We start from the raw sequence: 19,376 nt of genomic DNA on the forward strand, positions 1-19,376 counted from the left end.
TGAAACCCGCACTCTGGCTTATGTTTACTTCTTTCGAAGTAATTACCTTTTATTGTTCAGTTTTCAAAGATCAACTTTGTCTTCACAACACTGTGTTGCGGCGACTAGATTATAATAACAGATTTACAATATCGTGTCAACAGTTATTTTTAATCTTTTTAATTTTCTTAGTTACTAAGCTGTAAGAAAATTAAAAGTGCTTGTGTCTCAAGCACTAAAAGTATTATATGCTATTTACCAATAATTTGCAACCCTACTTTTTACTATTTTTCATATATGTTTTCTATAGAATTCACCCTATATAATCTAGCCCTACTTAAAACAACTAAATTAAGTATATCTAAGCTAAAGCATAATGTACACCCCCTGCTTCTAATTATAATCGGATTTATAACACCATGTGCCAGCAATACTTATATTTCTTCTGAGTAACGTAGTTATACATAGAATAGTTTGTGGAGTTTCTTACTACCTAAATTCCTCAATCATCATAAGAGCACAGCACCCCACCCTAGAACGCAGTTATGCGTAGAACGCCTTGTGGCGATTATATTGACTAAATCACACAAATACAAGAAGAGCACGGTGTGCCCCCGAACAAACATTATGCAATACCGTTTGAGAGGGGGCATACCGCGCTCTGCCCTTTATCGTATTCAGTTAATAATCGCCACAAGGCAGAATAGCATTACAAGTGAAACCCTTGGGTTTTTGCAATTTCTACCAAAGCACTGCGCTTCTCATCCTTCATTTGTAATCGCCCCACTACTTGGTCTGTAAATTTAGGCAAGGGATAATTAGGACTACGAAGATCATAGTATTGATTCATTTCTTCATCATAATCTTCTAATAGCTCATGATAATTATCAAACGTACTATATTCATCATCAAATACATTTGCTTCTCTTGGCATGCGTGGTTTCAATGCTGGTTTTTGGTCTGCCATACCCAGTCCAAGTCCTACTACAGGGAATGTTAATTCAGGTAGGTTCAAAATTTCAATCATTTTTTCTGCATCATTTAAGATACTTCCCAAATATACTGTACCATATCCTGCTAGCTCTGCGGCAGTCACCATATTTTGTGCCGCTAAACAGGCATCTGTCCATCCTTGGAAGAATCGATCTGCATCATTTGCTGTATCGAGATCTAGCCTTTTTTCTTTCATAATTTGTGCATTTCGATACGCATCTACTACAAATACAAATAGCTCAGGCATATTTTTCACATACTCTTGTTTACATACCGCTGCAATGGCTTCTTTAATTTCTGGCTTTACAATACGTATGATACTGAATGTTTGCATTCCCATGCTTGTGGCAGTCCGTTTCGCTACATCTAATAAAATGCTCAAATGTTGTGGAGATACTCGCATTGGTTTATATTGTCGAATACTTTTATGATCTAACATAATATCAATAGGGTTCATAGTTTTACTCCTAACCTTCATCATACTTTCACATAGTTTATGTAGTATAATAACAAATACTAGATGTACTGTATATATACCATTGTAGGGTACTTATTTTTTGTTTGTCAACAGGTACATCATATAGAAAGGACGATTTTATGAAACATTCATTGCTTTTGAAAGCTTTCACTATCGGCGCACTGATGACATCTGCCACAGTGGGCACTATGGCTGCAGATATGACTGCAAATATGTCCGCTGGAGAAATATCCGTCACAGGCCAAGCTGTTCGCCAAGTGGCACCATCCTATGCATTACTTAACCTTGGGGTATCTAGCAAAAATACGTCTGTTCAATCTGCAAAATCTCAAAATGATGCGATTATGTCTAAACTTATCTCATCCCTACAACATTTAGGCGTATCTAGAAATAATATCCAAACATCTAACATTACTATCAACCCTAATTACGATTACATTGATGGGAACTCAAAATTAAATGGTTATAATGTAAACAACACTGTTGTTGTAAGGGTCTATAACACATCCTCTATTGGAAAAGCCATCGACGCAGCTATTGCTAGTGGCGCTTCTGATATCAATTCCCTTACCTTCCAAACCGATGTATCCCAAGAGATAGAAGATCAATTATCTGCATCTGCCATTAGTGATGCACGCCACCAAGCGGAAGTGATTGCAAAATCTCTTGGCCGCGAACTAGGTCCTGTTAAATCCGCAAGCTTAGGAACTACACGCACACAGACTATGGAGGTAAACCCTAGATATGCTATGCTTGCAGTAAAATCTATGGATTTATCTAGCTCTACACCTATAGAGAAGGGAGATATGTCCGCTAACAAAACAGCAAATGTAGTATTCTATCTGCAATAGAATCTATATCTCTTGATACAACTATCTGATTGCCAAAATATGTGCATTCACATACACCTCTAATGATGCAGTTGTACATATCACTTACTATATAAATATAGCCCCCACAAGAAACGTCATCCTATGTATGGCGTTTCTTCATTTTTCTAAAAAAAGCCGTAGCGAAAACAATCCTCAGTCGCTACGGCTTTTTCTTATTTTTTCTTAGGCACAACTTTAAAGCTATCATGCATTTGCTTTTTCATATCATCTGATAATGGACACGGCCATTCATTGATATCATTATGCTTCTTTAATTTTTTTAAATCCTCAGGACTTAATTTTTGCTTTTCTGCATCGTCAAATGTAATCATGATTCCATCACCTCTACTCGGAATACTAGAAAAGGAAAGACCAATTTCTTTCTAATTGTATTATATGATGAAAAGCACCTTCTTGTGAAGATGCTTTTCATATGTATACACAATACTTATATCATCAAAAATCCACTAGGATCCATGTATCAGATTCACGCAAAGTGCCTCCATACTATCCTATTTATTTTAGTGATTATGCACGATCTTTAATTTCTTGTTGGATATTTGCCAAGAATTCTTCCCAAGGAATCGCACCTTGTTCGCCTACGCCACGTTTACGAACAGCTACTTTTCCTTCTTCCACTTCTTTGTCACCTACCACAAGCATGTAGGATACTTTTTCCATTTGTGCTTGACGGATTTTGTAACCAATTTTTTCACTACGATCATCTAGTTCCACACGCACATAGGCATCTTTAAATGCTTTACGTAATTTTTCAGCATATTCTACATGTTTTTCACTGATCGGAAGGATTTTCACTTGTACTGGTGCCATCCAAGTTGGGAATGCCCCTGCAAAGTGTTCAATCAAGATACCAATGAAACGTTCCATAGAACCAAAGCATGCACGGTGAATCATGATTGGACGATGTTTTTGACCATCTTCTGCGATATATTCCAAGTTAAAACGTTCTGGCAAGTTCATATCCAATTGGATAGTACCACATTGCCATGTACGGCCGATAGAATCGCGAATATGGAAATCTAGTTTAGGACCATAGAACGCGCCATCACCTTCGTTGATACGATATGGAATACCTTTTGCTTCGATAGCTTCACGCAATGCTTCTGTTGCTAATTCCCAGATTGCATCGTCGCCAATAGCGCCTTCTGGTTTTGTACTTAACTCTACATGATAGGACAAGCCAAATTGAGAGTAGATACGACCGAATAAGTCGATAACGCTCATTAACTCTTCTTTAATTTGAGATGGAGTCATGAATACATGGGCATCATCTTGTGTAAAGCTACGTACACGGAATAAACCATGTAAAGCACCACTCAATTCATGGCGATGTACTAAACCAAGTTCTGCCATACGAATCGGCAAATCACGATAGGAATGCATATCGTTTGCATACACCAAGATACCGCCTGGGCAGTTCATTGGTTTTATGGCATATTCTGCTCCGTCGATTTGTGTTGTGTACATATTTTCACGGTAATGGAACCAGTGACCAGATGTTTCCCACAAATGTTGGCTTAAGATGATTGGAGTACGAACCTCTTCATAATCATAGTCATGATGTACTTCACGCCAGAAATCTTCTAAGGCATTTCGTACTGCCATACCTTTTGGCAAGAAGAATGGGAATCCTGGTCCTTCTTCTTTGATAACGAACAAGCCAAGCTCTTTACCTAATTTACGATGATCACGACGAGCTGCTTCTTCTAATAAGTGTAAGTATTCTTCTAGTTCTTCTTTCTTTTCAAAGGCAGTACCATAGATACGTTGCAACATTTTATTTTTTTCATCGCCACGCCAGTATGCACCTGCAATACTTTGTAATTTAAAAGCTTTTACTTTACCAGTACTTGCCAAGTGTGGACCTGCGCAAAGGTCAGTAAACTCACCTTGTTTATACGCAGAAATCACTGCATCAGCAGGCAAATCATTGATTAACTCTACTTTATAATTTTCCTGTTTAGCTGCGAAGAAATCTAGTGCTTCTTGACGTTCCATCAATACTTTTTCGATAGGCAAGTTTTCTTTTACAATACGGCTCATTTCCGCTTCGATTTTCGGTAAATCTTCTGGCACTAATTTATGTTCCATATCGATGTCATAGTAGAACCCGTTCTCGATGGCTGGTCCAATGGCCAATTGCGCATCAGGCCACAAACGTTTTACTGCTTGCGCCATCACATGAGATGCTGTATGACGGAATGCATGTTTACCACCATCTTCTGCAAATGTTAAAAAGCTTACCTTAGAACCATCCACCAATACTTCACGAAGGTCTGTTAATTCTCCATTTACATCAGCGGCTAATACTTTTTTTGCTAAGCTGTTTGATAGTTGTTTTACTGCTTCACCCAATGTAGTTCCAGCTGCAAAAGCTTTAGAACTTCCATCAGGTAAAATGATATTTACTTCACTCATAGGTTACCTCCCTAGGTCTAATACTACTATGCCATTGGGGATGGCAATACTTTTTTACCAACAAAAAAAGACCTTCTCCCACACAAGGGACGAAGATCTTCGCGGTTCCACCCTAGTTAGTCCCTATTGATAGGACTCACTCTTACGGACGATAACGGGTCCACACGGATTTGATTACAAGCTAAGCCTTCACCAAACCAGTTTGAAGGTGGTAACGTCTAAGTCTACACTAGATACTCACAGCCAAGGTATCTTTCTCTGAAAGTATAGATGGTTAGGGTCATGTCCTTCGCATCACTGTTCTATATGTATAATACAAATATAGTAACTCCAAACTATATATCTGTCAAGCGATTTTTTTCGATGTAATTAATTCCCTATAAAAAAGTACTACTCTCTGCACCCTGTCCGAGAACTGGCCATTGAGTAGTACTATGTATATGCTCTTAAGACTTGAACAATAGAATCAACTTTTATCCCATGTCTCTTTAGCCGTTTCTAACAAACCTTTGAGCCGGGCTAATCCTTTTCTTCGCAATCGATGAATATAACTATGACTGCACTCCATTGTGTCTGCAATAGATGCTACACTGTGATCTTTGTAATACACTTCTTCCACTACATGTTGCTCCGCTAAAGGCAACTGTTTCATGGCAGAGGTTACCATATCCCCATACATGCGTTCCTCGCAAACAATTTCTGTAGAAGGTCCCTCCGCAGGCAGTTGTTCCCACCAAGTTTCTCCATCTTCTGATTCAGTTTGTAACACAATGCCTTCCTTACCTTCTTTGCGAAGATAGTCTAATATGCGTCCACGAATACGATGCACTGCATAGAGGGAAAAAGCTACTCCTTTTTGGGAGTCATAGCGCTCTACTGCCTCAATTAGGCCAATCGTGCCCTCTTGAATACAATCCATCATATCTATCTTAGAGGATTGATATACATTGGCTTCTTTCAATACTAATGGTTGGTAATGCTCTATGATCGTCATGCGAGCCTGCATATCTTCATGTTCTTCATAGGATTTCCAAAGCTGTTGTTCTTCTTCCCATGACAATAATTCAATTTTATCCACACTGGCAATATAATCATTAAGCATACCTTCACCTCCTTTAGAATCGATAGCGCCACTGCGCCCCTAAATAGCGTTTATTTTCATTATTAAACCATCCTGTAGCACTGACATTACGATTGATATCATACTGAAAACCATATGATACATGATCGTTTTTTAGCCCTCTAGTTAAGGTAATCATCAAATCTGGCACTACATATTTACCTATGGTCACATTAAAGTTATTTTTCTCTTGGAAATCACGAGAGTCTTTTCCATCCAAAGAGCCTGTAGTAATATTTACCAAATCTAAGCCCAATGTATCTTGCAATACATCTTCAATATACCCAAAAGCCAAGGACTGTAAACTAGAGGTAAGCAATGCATTCGCATCATCTGATGTAACACCGCTGGCATTACCTACATTACGTCCAAAAGTCAACAAAGAAATAATTTGACGTTCCGATAAATTAGGTTCCGAAGTCAGCTTTAATCTCATCTGTGTAGCAGGGCCTTCTGCTTGCAAGGATACACGATAGTTCTTTACATTCGCCATACTTCGTACATTCAGCTCAGGAATCACACTACCTGTGACAAACTTGGCTTGCCCTTCAGTAATTTTAAAACGATTTTTCAAATATTTTACATGCCCTTTATTCACAGATAGCTTACCACTTGCCTTTGGTTCTCCTAAGGTACCTCCAAATTTTACCTGCCCTTGTAAGTACATATCATAAAGCAATGGATTATATAATCTCACATTGTTTTTAGCATTGATAGTTACATCTAGCCCCAATGGAATCGATGTCTCTGAACTACTAAAGGATAAAGGTATAGATCCTACCACATCATGAAGGTTGATGACGCCTACTAAGGTTGGCAAATCATTTCTATTGATCATATACAATTCGCCTTCCAATGGGCCGGTATAGAATTCATGACCAATTTCTATACCTTTCATTTGTAATGCACCATCATAAGAAGTAATTCGAGAACCTGTCCATCCTATATTTCCAGATACGCCAGCATTACCTTTCCCCATGGTAGTACTTCCTGTAATATCAACATGATTACCACGGAATAATAGCTGCCCCTTTAACTGCGTCAATGGTTTCTTTAAGGATTTAAGCTGCATAGATCCATTCGCTAATTCGATCGTACCATTAGCTAATACATTCGCAGAGTTTCCTGTTACATGAACAATACCACGAATAGCCCCTTCTCCAGACTGTACCTCTTTAAACATCAACGGAAGTACTGACAAGTTCGCTTCATTCATATCCACATAAACATCAAATTGCTTACTCGCATCATCAGACACATATTCATTGGTTACCAATGCACTCAAAGGTAATTTACCACGCACTTTAATAGAAGAATCCGCTTTCTTGATCATCCCTTGTTGGATCGATACCACTTGGTCTTCCATATTACCTAAGATGCTTAACTGATCCAAGCTTATACCATTGATGACGGCTTGTTCTATTTCACTAGAAAACTCTACCTTTGGAGATTTCGTAGGACCCTGTACATTAATAATAAAGTTCCAGTTTCCTTGTCCATTGACATCTGATGTTACTATAGGCAAGATAGTTCCCACAGGCACTTTTGATGCTACTAACTGAATATCTGTAACCCCATCTAAATCAGCTTTACCTTTACCAGCAATAAGCCCTTCTTTAATAGGTAAATTAAACGTACGGATATCAATGGTACGTCCACCATAGCCCACATCCAGTGTAGCAGTTCCCACTACTTCATCACGAATAGTTGTATTTTCGAGAGATCCTTTTACATCTAACCTTGGGCTGTCACTAGTACCACCTAAATCAATGGTCGCCTGCAACTTGCCATTTACATCTGGTACATTTGCATTACTTAATGCTAATAACTGTTGCAATTCTCCATCTCGTACACGAACATAACCAAATAAGCGTTTCGATTCATCCAGTTGAACTCCACCTTTTACTTCATATTGACTAGTGCCGCTGCCCGTGAAAGTCAGTCCTTGTAGATGTACCACTTTCGGCGTAATGTACACAGCACCCGATATATCATGCAATGTAGTATCCTTCACCTGCATAACATCTGACTGTACCACGCCCTCAAAGATAGGTGCATCCACAGTTCCACCTAGATGTCCTTCTGCGCCTACATAGCCAACCATGTTGAGACCCGCATCCCGAATAAAGGGTTCAATCGGCACCGCATCACCTACAAAATTAATATCTAACTGTTTGTTTTGTATATCCCCATCTACCACAATAGAGGAACCATAGGTAGTAATGTCCAACCTTGGTAAATGTAAGTGCCCATCCTTATATGCATAATATCCTTCAATAGATTCAAACAGTTTTCCATATATAGAACCATCCCAGGCTTTCACATATCCATTTACTTTAGGACGCTGTAAGGTACCTTCTATATGTACATCTGTGTGAATCCATCCCGTCATAGGAATATCTGTAAAGTTTGGCAATATGTCTTCAATACGTACATCCTTCGCAGAGCCTTTGATATCCACATCTTGGTCTCCATCTAAATTGATAGTTCCTCGCACATCATAGATGCTTTTTTTATATTCTAAATCACCGTCAAGGATATGCAGTTTTTTATCCTCTATATTTGCTTTCACAAACATACGGTCAAACTGTGTTACCCCATAAGAAAGTGCATCTCCCGCAATAGTAACAGTCCCTGTAGGGTTCTCTAAGGATCCCTGCAAGTTTGCTTCCATGGATACAGTGCCTCCCAAAGGTTTAGGTGACCATCCATTAAATTGTTCTAGTCCGATATGAGTACCGTATAGGCTAAGTCCAAATGTTCCATTTCCTAAGCGACCACTACCGGTGAATGTCCCCCTACTCCAGTTACCATTCATATAAGGTACTACTAGTTGTGTACCATCCCAAGATACACTAGCATCCAAAGTATCCACTAAAATAGATTGATACCCAATTTGACGTCCCCTTACAGAGCCCACTACATTTGAAATAGCACCTCCCTGTCCTTCCACAGTCAAATCACCGCTGACAGATCCCTGCACAGAGGATTGTCCTCCAAGAGGTAGCCCATATAAAGACACATTTTGTAAGTTTAGCTGTGCCAAGAAATCTTTTGTATCTATATGATACGAGCCAGTACCTTTCACGGTTCCACCTTGCATATTCAGTTCCGCATCCCTCACATGGATGACTTGGTCACCATAGGAAAGGTGTCCTTTCCCACGGTTTACTGTCATCCCTTCATAGGTGATATCTCGTACCTCTACATCTGCACTGGCTTTTACATTAGACACGGGACCTGTTACCAGTGCATCTGCTGTAATATATCCTGTCATTGGCAGTTGAGAAGCAAGATTCCATTCTTTCAATCCTACCGACAATTGCAAGGTAGGGTCTTCATCAAAAATATGATGTATGGTGCCATTCACACGAAGATACTCGTCATTCACATTCGTTTCTATTCCGTCTAAGAATAGAACATCTCCATGGATTTGAAGGCTTCCTTTCCCAGATGTCAATCGATGATCTTGGATGGTCGTCCCTACGTTTTGGAAGGAAAGTCCTCCTTCACCATACCAGAAGCCACCACGTTGTGTTACTGTCAACGCAACATCTGTCAGATCACCCGTCATAGAGCTTACTGCACTTGGCAGAGAAATGCGACTTACTATAGGAGCTATATCTAAATGTGGGGTTTCCACATAAAATGATCGATCACCGCTGCCATCCAGCGCCCATTGTATCTTGGAGTGAATTTGATCCTTTCCAATATGAGCATCAACGACTCCCTCCAGCATATGACCACCATCACCCAAGACAGTACCATTCACATCTGATAGCAATAAAGGCGTTGCCTGTGGCAAAAATAGTGAAATCGTTCCATTTTCTACACGTAGCAATCCACTAAATTGACTAGGTTCTTCTGAGTCCCGTTCTTTTACCAACTGCAGTATATTCCATTGTCCAGTTTCATCTTGTACTACATTCACATGAGGTGAGGAGACAGTAATCGTTCCCACCAAAGCATCTGGTGATATCTGTCCAAAAGGATATTGCAATACCTTTAACCATTGTATAGACACGGTCAAAGCGTCCGCAGTAAGTACAGATTGCCCCTTAGCATCTTCTACACTGAGATCTTTCATTTGAACAGAACCATCCCAACCAATGTGAAATGATGAATAGGAAACAGTTCCATTCAGTGCTGTATGTAATTGTTCTTGCACATAAGGTCCTACATAAGTTTCACTCAATGGTTGTAAGCCGAATCCAACGCCTGCTACACATCCACTTAGTACAATACCTAGTAGCCAGTGTTTCCCCTTCATAATTTACCTCATATTAGTAAGATGACTATCCCTGATTTACGATATTTACCCCAGTACCCACAGCAGAGTCAACCGGAATACCCATCGCTTTTTCTAAAGTAGCAATACTTAAATTGTAGTTATATAGTGCATCTACATAATTATTACGTGCCGTTGCTAAGGAAGTTTCTGCGTCTAATACATCCACATTTGTACCCACTCCAGAACGGTAACGCAATGTTTTAATGCGGAAATCTTCCTGTCCTGCTTCTACTGCAGCATGAGTACTTTTAATTTTTTGTTCTGCTGCTTTTAAATTTAAGTACGCCTCTTGCACTTGTAACTCTACCGTATCAATCGTTTGTGCATAGGCTTCTTTCGCTTTTTCTAACTTTGCTTTAGCAGCACTTACATTAGCTTTTGATTGGCCCCCATCCCATACATTCCAAGATAAGGTAGCGCCTACGGACCAGTCTTTGCTATCGTTACCAGCCCAATGTGCACCATTCATGCGTCGGCTAGCATTGGCTTTCACCACTGGAATATCAGAAGCATCTGCAAGGCCTACATTTTCTTCGGCTGCTTTCACTGCCATTGCCGCTTGTACAATGGCACCACGATGTGCTACTCCATAAGATTTTGCAGATTCCAATGAAATACCATATGGTGCATAGCTTAATTCTTTGTCTGCTGTTACGATTGGTGTAGATACAGGCAATCCTACATGATTATTGAACTTTGCCTCTGCTAAATTAGCAGCGTTTTTCGCTTCTACTAAAGCAGTTTTTGCATTCGCTAATCGTGTATTCGTAGCCAGTACATCAGATTTAGATACAATACCTACTTGATATTGTAAGTTAGCATTTTTTAAATGTTCTTCGTAATCACGGACTGTTTGTTCTGCTACATTTACCTTATTACGAGACATGATAAGGGACAAATAATTAGTTGCTGCCGTTAATTTAGCTGTTTGTGCGGCTTCCGTTAATGCTGCGCCACTGCCATCACGACTATATTTAGCTGCTTCAATTTGTGCATCCAAAGCACGATTAAATACAGATACTCCCACACCTAATTGATGCGAAAAGGCATTTCCAGTTTTACTAACACCGTTCACTTCATTTCCTGTATGGTTAGCGCTATAATTATACGTCACTACTGGATTCCTACCGCTAGTCGCAACTCCTACTTGTGCTATTGCCGCTTCATAATCCCATTGAGATTGATGTAAGGTTCTATTATTTTGCAATGCTAATGCAATGGATTGTGGCAATGTAATAGACACAGATTGACTGTTTGTCTGTGCTTGGTTTTTATATGCCTTTGTCATCATTGCTGCTTGCGCAGTTGCTTTTTCTTGAAAATGTACTAATTTTACTGTATCTGTTTGCGGTGCCGCTGCTCCTACTGTACATGCATAGGCTGCTAACATCGCTGCTACTGTCATTATTTTTGTATTCATTGGGTCCTCCTAAAATGTCTTTCTTAGCCCAAAATAATTCACACGGTTATGGTCATGTCCATACCAAGTCCATTGACCGACCGCATAGGTATCTTTCCATAATTGAATATCGGAACGAATCCGATAAGAACTATGTCTCAAGTCAAACAAAGCTGCTGATAAAGAAAAGGGTGTACCAAAATCAATATCAGCTCCGACGCCTAATTTTCCATCAAACAAACCTCCTCGTAACTGTACTTTATCTAGGACTTGCTTTCCATACGTCACATCTAAATTCGATCCATTTCCTACATTAGATAGTCCTAAGGTATATACTGAATCTTTCGTCATAAGGCGCACATCGGCATCAGTACGAACTTTTTTATCTTCTGGATTATACAGTACCTCTGCTCCTATTTGCGTCTTAAAATCCGACTTTTTTCCATCCGAACCTGCTTTCACATCTCCTCCTGTGAGACGATTTAGCTTCGTAGATAACTGTGCCGTATTATGTAAGGTTTCCTTAATATCTGCCGCACTTTTAGGGTCTGTTACAACGCCTTCCATAGCGCCTGCCATTTTTGAAATACTATCTGTAGTAGTTTTCAAATTATTCACAATTTGACGCATTTCTGTTCCTGCTTGACCATCTGCATTAAATTGTTTCATATTCGTATCCATTTGATTTGTCAAGGATTCCACATTTCGTGTAATGCCTACCATATTCGCTGTTAAAGCTGAAATATTGTCACTATTATTCGCTAACATAGCATTCATTTGAGCCGTCAAATTTGCTGTATTTTGAGCAATTAACTCTGTCGATTGTAAGGCATTGCGTAAAGCGCTTTGTGTTTTTTCATCACCAATGATGCCATTCATGGATTGCAATGTAGTGGTGGCCGCTTCCATCAATTTCGTAGCTTGCGCCATGGTTTTATCGATTTCACTTTTTCCATCCCCTGTAATGAAAGCACCATCATCTAAATACAAAGTACTACGGCCTGGCGTAATTTGGATGAATTTATCCCCTAAAATACCATCACTTTCCATGGTAAAAGCAGAGTCTGTCGGAATTTTTACATCCTTGTCGATGTCCATAGCCACCGTAATCCCTTTGTCAGTGACTTGCATAGATTTGACTTTCCCTACTTTCACCCCTGAAAAGCGCACAGTATTGCCTTCTTTCAACCCCGTTACAGATTGAAAATTCCCAGCAATATGCATAGTAGGAGCTGCAAATATATCAAATCGTCCTAAAAATACAATACACACAGCAAATAGGACTACCCCCACTACGGTAAATAGACCTACCTTCGCCTCTGTTGTCCACTTCATGGTATATCTCCTTCTTCTTGTATCTCTGTTTTCACAGATTTACGACCCTCTATAAATTGTTGTACCTTCGGATTCTTAGAATGTCTAAACTCTTCTGTTGGTGATACTTCAATAAACTTTCCTTTATCTAGTAAGGCAATGCGGTCTGCCACAAAAAAGGCTGAGTTCATATCGTGAGTGACCACGATAGAACTACATTGCAAATGAGATTGCATGCTCCGTATTAAACGACTAATGGTGCCCGATGTAATCGGATCCAATCCTGATGTCGGTTCATCATATAGAATGATTTTAGGATCTAAAGCAATAGCACGAGCCAAGCTAATCCGTTTTTTCATCCCCCCTGATAGTTCACTAGGCATGTACTGTTCAGTCTTTGGCAATCCTACCATACGTAGCTTTCTAGCTACAGTACGTTGAATCTCCTCTTCGCTCATCGTCGTATGTTGGCGTAGTCCAAAGGCTACATTCTCTCCTACACTCATAGAATCAAATAACGCAGAGTATTGAAAGACCATCCCCATAGTTTGTCGCAACCGATCGAATTCATTCTCATCGATTTTCGTAATATCTACATCATCTACTAAAATAGTACCACTGGTAGGCCGTAAAAGACCGATAATCAATTTAAGCAAAGTACTTTTGCCCGCTCCAGAGCCTCCTAAAATAGCTAGAGTTTCTCCATCATGGATAGTTAAATCTACATGGTCTAAAATAATTCTATTCTCATAGGCTAGGACCACGTTTTGTAATTCAATCATAGGTCCTCCTAGAATAATAAGACTGATAAAAAGTAATTTAATATAAAGACTAAAATGATACTGGTTACTACAGAGCTAGTAGTAGCATAGCCAACAGCAGTTGCCCCCATATCTGTGTACATGCCTTTATAAGATCCAACTAGGGCAATAACCGCTCCGAACACACAAGATTTAATGAGTCCGTACGTCAAATCAGATAGGATGGCAAAAATTTGAATGGAGTCTAAATAGGTAGAACCGGCTAGTCCTTTCACTATGGTAGCTACCAAGTATCCCCCACCTGTACCGATAAGAACACCATAAAATGTCAAGATTGGCACCATAATCATACATGCTACAACACGAGGTACTACAAGATACCCAATGGGGTTAACCGCCATGACCTTTAAGGCATCGATTTGCTCTGTTACTTTCATAGTTCCTAACTCTGCCGTAATAGCTGCACCCACACGACCTGCTAATACAACGCCAACTAAAACTGGGCCTAATTCGCGCCCCATAGCAATGGCCATAATACCACCCACAGTTCCCTGTGCACCATAGTGTATCAATACATCTGCCATTTGCAATGTCATCACAGCGCCTGCAAAAAACATAGTTAATGATAAAATCGGCAAGGAATACACCCCTAAGTGTGCCATTTGTTCGATTGTGAGTTTCCAATTTATTTTTGGTAATTGTCCTATGGTTCTCCATAGTAACAACATGGCCTCACCTATCTGGGATAGGAAAAAGATCATTTGCTTACCAATCCATGTTAACCAAATCATAGTTCCTCCTGAGTATTTGTATCAATCTTCAGTATATCACAAAACTCTTTGAATGTGCAGTAGTACCATCGGAGTTTTCAAAATAAAAGCAGGAAATGATGCTATATCACTTCCTGCTCTCTTCGGATAAGACTATTTATTTTTCTTTTGGTCTGACTCTTCTGCTTTTACTTTCTCTTTTAAATTTGAAAGTTTTTCTTTGATCCGCTGTTTACGCAAATGGTCTCGATCTTTTTTATCTACCACTTGTACCGTAAACTGTCCATCACCTAAGACAACATAATCTACTACCACTCGTGATGCTTCATTGTTTTCTTTTTCGTCATCATCAGAGGCTTTCAAACCTTTTTTATGTTTGCCTCCATTTGGCAACTCATCATCGTCCACATCTTCCTCGTCTGCTTCTAGGCGTTGCTTTTTCGCCTTGTCCCCAGACTCTTCCACCATACTGATATCATCGGCTAAAAACTCTGCTACAATTTGGTTATTCTGATCATCTTCACTGAGATCTTTGAAATATTCATCAAAGTTTTTATGCACTTTCAATCGCTCTACAATTTCATCTGTCAAATTATATTTTTGTTTTTCAAACAAGTATGGCAATGGAATCACGCCACCACCACGCACTTCAAGTGTATAGGTTCCTAGCTTTTGATCTTCTGGCACTTTAAAGATAATTTCTCGTTGAATCTTTCCTTCGCGGTAGGCTTGTAAATTGGCAGTAATCACAATGTTGTCCCCAGGAGATACAATGACTTGGTCTGCACTAGCATCGATGATCGTAGCTGTACGTTTTGCTTCTTCCACTTGTACATCTACTTGAATATCACGGATTTCATAGTCTTTGAAAGCATTATTCATTAAACTTTCTACAATATCGAATAATTCATCGATAGATTTTTCAGATACTGAGCTACTGGAGTACACCATATTCCGTCGTTCTAAGGTAGGTAATTTAGGATCTACAGGTGTAATCTTAATATTGATCTTAGCTGTACCACCACCTACACGGTCTAGCGTTTTGTTCAGCAGGCTATATACGGAGGTCGCCACCAAGGTCGGCGTTAGTTTAGAAGATTCCACAACCGTGACCGCCGCATTTCGCTCTACCCCACGATCTAAATCACGAAGTTGCATACGCACAGGAACACCTTTTCCAAATACCCCAACGGTACCAGCAATACCTGCCCCGCGATCTTCTGTGATAACACCTACTTCTCGCCCTAAGGACCCCAATTTAAAACCAGAATCTATACTTTTTACTACTGTAAAAATACTGGAGTTATTCATGAAATAACCTGTAGAGCCACGTTTATCAAATGGGTGTCCAAAGGCAACTACTTTATCCTTATCTACATAGGTAACAGTCCCCACGGCGCCCATCTTCAAATCACCTTTTACCAGTAACGCCGCAATAGAGCCACCAGGCACCATTGGTTTCACAATATCATCCGTGCTGTCACTAGCCGTAGCATATCCTTTATAACCAAAGTCCTTAAATTTTGTTCCCAAATATGCTAAGGATGTTTCATCATAACCATCTGCCATCAATGGTGTGCCCAACGGAATCAATTGTGTATCTTTCCATGGATTCGGTAAATCTTTTTGGTATTTCTCATCCCACAGTTTCACCATTTGATCGATAGGTGTTACCATGCCCAAAGTACCGTCTGTAAATCCCCAGCCATAGGCAACAGCACCTACCAATTTTCCATCAATGTATACGGGGCTACCACTCATACCATGAACAATCCCCCCCGATGCATCAATGATGGGACCTGATACTTTCACTAAAATCAAATCCCCCGATGGGCCACGTTGTTTCATAACGCCTAGGACTTCCACTTTGAAAGAATCAATTTTATCCCCTTGTACTACTGTATCCGCATGACCTACCATGCCACGGTGTAAATCCTCTACTTTCATAAATTCTATTGCATGAGCACTTGTAAAAGTAGCCCCACACAATAAGAGCGCCAGCACACCCTTAGTGTACCGACGCCAAAAACGATGTAATTGCATCTATATCGCCTCTTCTTATTGATTATTAATAATTAGTTATTGATCACTGTTATAATTTGACCTCGTTCCACTGTAGCACCTGGCTCCACAGAGACTGTTTGTACCACACCGTTCACAGTGGCACGGGATGCTACCATAGGTCCCCCTAATGTTTGTACTGTTAGCAATGGGTCCCCTTCTTTGACAGAAGTTCCTACACTAACCACAGATACGACTTCACCAGATAACACAGTTTCATGATTTACTGGTGCAGCCTCTGCCGTAGATGTCACTAAAAATGCTGCTAACAATGCCCCCAAACTATATAGAAAAACTTTTTTCATATATATACACCTCCTACAATTTTCTTCCATGTACAGTATATCATATTTTCAAGAGTCAGAACAATCAATTCCTAGTAAAATAGTCTATCTTTTCATACACTATCTTACTTCCCTTATCATAAACTTTGTATATGAAAAAATCATGAAGTCAAGTACCACTTATCGTAGTTCTTCCAAGGTATCGCGCAATTGATTCAACTCTGATAGCGCTTTTCCTGTGCCCAAGATAACAGAATACCTAGGATGTTCCACTACATAAGCAGGACGACCCGTTTTTTCTGTAATCATTCGGTCTAAACCACGAAGCTGAGAGCCTCCACCAGTCAAAATAATACCATGGTGATTAATTTGCGCCAATAATTCTGGAGGTGTTTTTTCTAAAATACCAATAATCCCTTCAATAATATCTTGCACAGGTCTATCCAAAGCAAACTTCATATCTTTTGAGGTAATTTCCACAGCACGCGGTAATCCTGTCACACTGTGCCGACCTCTAACGATAGCACGTTCCTCTCCAGATCTTGGATCTACGGTACCCACTTCAATTTTTAGATCTTCTGCTGTCAAGGGACCTATAAGAAGCTTTTTCTTCCGCTTCATGTATTGTAGTAACGCTTCATCAAAGGTATCGCTACCGATGCGTAAACTCTCACTGACTACCACGCCAGAATCACAAATGACAGCAATATCTGTGGTACCACCGCCTATATCGACCACCATGGCTCCCACTTGTTCAGCCTTATCTAAGCCAGTTCCAATAGCCGCTGCTAGGGGTTCTTCCATAAGCACTATTTTACGAGCCCCTGCTTGTAAGAGCACTTCTAAAACAGCCCGCTTTTCCACGGGTGTAATACTGGAGGGAACACAAGCAATCATACGGGATCGAATTAGCCCAGATACAGGCATGACACGACGAATAAAGTAACGCAACATATAAGCGGTTGTATCATAATCGGCAATAACGCCCCCTTTTAAGGGCTGAATCACTTCAATGCCCTCTGGCGTCCTACCTAAAATAGCTCGCGCTTCATGACCTACGGCAATCACTTCTCTAGTCTTTGTATCACAAGCCACAAATCCTGGCTCATCTAAAACTATACCTCGGCCTTTGACATACATCACTACATTAGTGGTACCCAAATCGATACCAATATCAGTAGTCCATAAAAGGCTCATTTTTTCAAGAAATGATAGGGAGCGACTTTCTCGCTTAAAGGACGTTTGCTTGGTAGTCGTTCCTATTGGTTTTCTACGTACACGACGTTGTTTCCGTCTATCCTCTCTAGTTTGAGGCTGTTTTGGCTTACTCGTCCACCCGAACAATGTTAGCACCTATTCCTTTTAATTTTGTAACTAAATTATCATAGCCACGATCAATATGAGTCAATTGCCCCACTTTGGTCACCCCAGAAGCAGCTAAGCCTGCGCACACAAGAGCCGCACCACAACGTAAATCAGTCGCTTCTACTTCAGCACCTACCAATTGTTCAACACCGGTTACGATAGCTTTACGATCATCTACCTCAATGGAAGCACCCATTTTTTTCAACTCATCCACATGCATAAAACGATTTTCAAAGACTGTTTCCATCACAGTACTTGTACCTTTGGCAATCGTCGTCATAGCCATAAATTGAGCCTGCATATCTGTAGGGAATCCAGGGTATGGCAAGGTTTTAATAGATGTTGCTTTCAACTGTCCATTACTGATAACACGAATACCATCAATATCTTCTTCTACTGTAACACCAGCTTCTTTTAACTTAGCTACCACAGGCTTTAAATGCTCTGAAAGGGCATTTTCTACATATACGTCGCCACCAGCCATAGCTGCAGCAATTAAATAGGTACCCGCTTCAATGCGGTCTGGAATCACTGTATGCACAGCACCTTTTAATTCTTTGACGCCTTCAATACGAATCACATCCGTACCAGCACCGCGAATATTAGCACCCATACTATTTAAGAATGTAGCTAAATCAACAATTTCTGGTTCTTCTGCAGCATTTTCAATGATTGTTTTGCCTTCTGCAAAGGTTGCTGCCATAATTACATTTTCAGTGGCCCCCACACTTGGGAAGTCTAAATAAATTAAATTACCTTTTAATCCTTCTGGAGCCTTTGCTTCTACAAAACCTTCTCCCATAGTGATAGTCGCACCTAGTGCTTCAAAAGCTTTTAAATGCAAATCGATTGGACGACTACCAATCGCACAACCACCTGGTAAGGCAATACGAGCTTCTCCTTTGCGCGCCAATAAAGGTCCCATCACTAAAAAGGAAGCACGCATACGACGCACTAGATCATAAGGCGCCTCAGTAGCAGAAATTGTAGACGCATCAAAGGTAATATTTTCTCCATCTTTTGTTACTTTCACACCAAGGGATGCAATCACATCACAAATAGTATGAACATCTTCCAAATCTGGAATTTCAAGCAGGGTGCTTGGAGTAGACGCCAATAAAGTCGCTGCAATAATTGGTAGTACCGCATTTTTTGCACTACTTACTCGAATACGACCTTGTAGAGGCGTACCTCCTTGAATAATAAGCTTTTCCAACTGAATTCCTCCTAATCTTATTTATAGTTATCGT

General features: G+C 40.1%; 14 protein-coding genes. 1 reads left to right on the top strand and 13 read right to left on the bottom strand.

What is annotated here, in order from left to right:
* Nucleotides 1-688 precede the first annotated feature (688 nt).
* Complete coding sequence (locus tag EO111_RS00005; protein WP_127010151.1) at nucleotides 689-1,429, bottom strand: NADPH-dependent oxidoreductase; 741 nt, start codon at nucleotides 1,427-1,429, stop codon at nucleotides 689-691.
* A 140-nt stretch (nucleotides 1,430-1,569) separates the two neighbouring features.
* Between EO111_RS00005 and EO111_RS00010 the strand changes: the two genes are divergently transcribed.
* Nucleotides 1,570-2,301, top strand: coding sequence for an SIMPL domain-containing protein (locus EO111_RS00010; RefSeq protein WP_127010152.1), 732 nt, complete (start codon nucleotides 1,570-1,572; stop codon nucleotides 2,299-2,301).
* 194 nt (nucleotides 2,302-2,495) lie between these two features.
* Here EO111_RS00010 and EO111_RS08250 read toward each other — a convergent pair whose 3' ends face one another.
* The 12 genes from EO111_RS08250 to murA all read right to left on the bottom strand — a co-directional run bounded on the left by EO111_RS08250 (nucleotide 2,496) and on the right by murA (nucleotide 19,342).
* Nucleotides 2,496-2,654, bottom strand: a complete 159-nt coding sequence (locus EO111_RS08250; RefSeq protein WP_009353813.1) for a hypothetical protein — start codon at nucleotides 2,652-2,654, stop codon at nucleotides 2,496-2,498.
* Between the two features lie 196 nt (nucleotides 2,655-2,850).
* Nucleotides 2,851-4,761 (bottom strand): threonine--tRNA ligase, encoded by a 1,911-nt coding sequence (gene thrS / locus EO111_RS00015; RefSeq protein ID WP_127010153.1) that lies wholly within the window; start codon nucleotides 4,759-4,761, stop codon nucleotides 2,851-2,853.
* A 466-nt stretch (nucleotides 4,762-5,227) separates the two neighbouring features.
* A complete protein-coding gene (locus EO111_RS00020) occupies nucleotides 5,228-5,863 on the bottom strand; it encodes a sigma-70 family RNA polymerase sigma factor (RefSeq protein WP_009353815.1) in 636 nt (211 codons plus the stop codon).
* A gap of 13 nt (nucleotides 5,864-5,876) precedes the next feature.
* Nucleotides 5,877-10,151, bottom strand: a complete 4,275-nt coding sequence (locus tag EO111_RS00025; RefSeq protein ID WP_127010154.1) for a translocation/assembly module TamB domain-containing protein — start codon at nucleotides 10,149-10,151, stop codon at nucleotides 5,877-5,879.
* Nucleotides 10,152-10,176: 25 nt separating this feature from the next.
* Nucleotides 10,177-11,592 carry a TolC family protein gene (locus tag EO111_RS00030; protein WP_127010155.1) on the bottom strand — a complete coding sequence of 472 codons (1,416 nt, stop codon included), beginning with the start codon at nucleotides 11,590-11,592 and terminating at the stop codon, nucleotides 10,177-10,179.
* Between the two features lie 9 nt (nucleotides 11,593-11,601).
* Nucleotides 11,602-12,906, bottom strand: coding sequence for an MlaD family protein (locus tag EO111_RS00035; RefSeq protein ID WP_127010156.1), 1,305 nt, complete (start codon nucleotides 12,904-12,906; stop codon nucleotides 11,602-11,604).
* Entirely contained in the window at nucleotides 12,903-13,667 is a 765-nt protein-coding gene (locus EO111_RS00040) for an ABC transporter ATP-binding protein (protein ID WP_009353808.1), read from the bottom strand. The genes EO111_RS00035 and EO111_RS00040 overlap by 4 nt, the downstream gene beginning before the upstream one ends.
* 8 nt (nucleotides 13,668-13,675) lie before the next feature.
* Entirely contained in the window at nucleotides 13,676-14,437 is a 762-nt protein-coding gene (locus EO111_RS00045; RefSeq protein ID WP_009353821.1) for an ABC transporter permease, read from the bottom strand.
* A 132-nt stretch (nucleotides 14,438-14,569) separates the two neighbouring features.
* Nucleotides 14,570-16,459, bottom strand: coding sequence for a SpoIVB peptidase S55 domain-containing protein (locus tag EO111_RS00050; protein ID WP_009353807.1), 1,890 nt, complete (start codon nucleotides 16,457-16,459; stop codon nucleotides 14,570-14,572).
* Nucleotides 16,460-16,491: 32 nt separating this feature from the next.
* On the bottom strand, nucleotides 16,492-16,782 hold the full coding sequence (locus EO111_RS00055; protein WP_009353801.1) for a biotin/lipoyl-containing protein: 291 nt from the start codon (nucleotides 16,780-16,782) through the stop codon (nucleotides 16,492-16,494).
* Nucleotides 16,783-16,941: 159 nt separating this feature from the next.
* Nucleotides 16,942-18,114 carry a rod shape-determining protein gene (locus EO111_RS00060; protein WP_127010157.1) on the bottom strand — a complete coding sequence of 391 codons (1,173 nt, stop codon included), beginning with the start codon at nucleotides 18,112-18,114 and terminating at the stop codon, nucleotides 16,942-16,944.
* Nucleotides 18,086-19,342: a UDP-N-acetylglucosamine 1-carboxyvinyltransferase gene (gene murA / locus EO111_RS00065; protein WP_009353806.1), complete on the bottom strand. Its 1,257-nt coding sequence runs from the start codon at nucleotides 19,340-19,342 to the stop codon at nucleotides 18,086-18,088. Before murA ends, EO111_RS00060 begins: the two co-directional genes overlap by 29 nt.
* Nucleotides 19,343-19,376: the final 34 nt, after the last annotated feature.

Origin of the sequence: Veillonella sp. CHU594, from assembly GCF_003992265.1 — a bacterium.
Classification (GTDB): domain Bacteria; phylum Bacillota; class Negativicutes; order Veillonellales; family Veillonellaceae; genus F0422.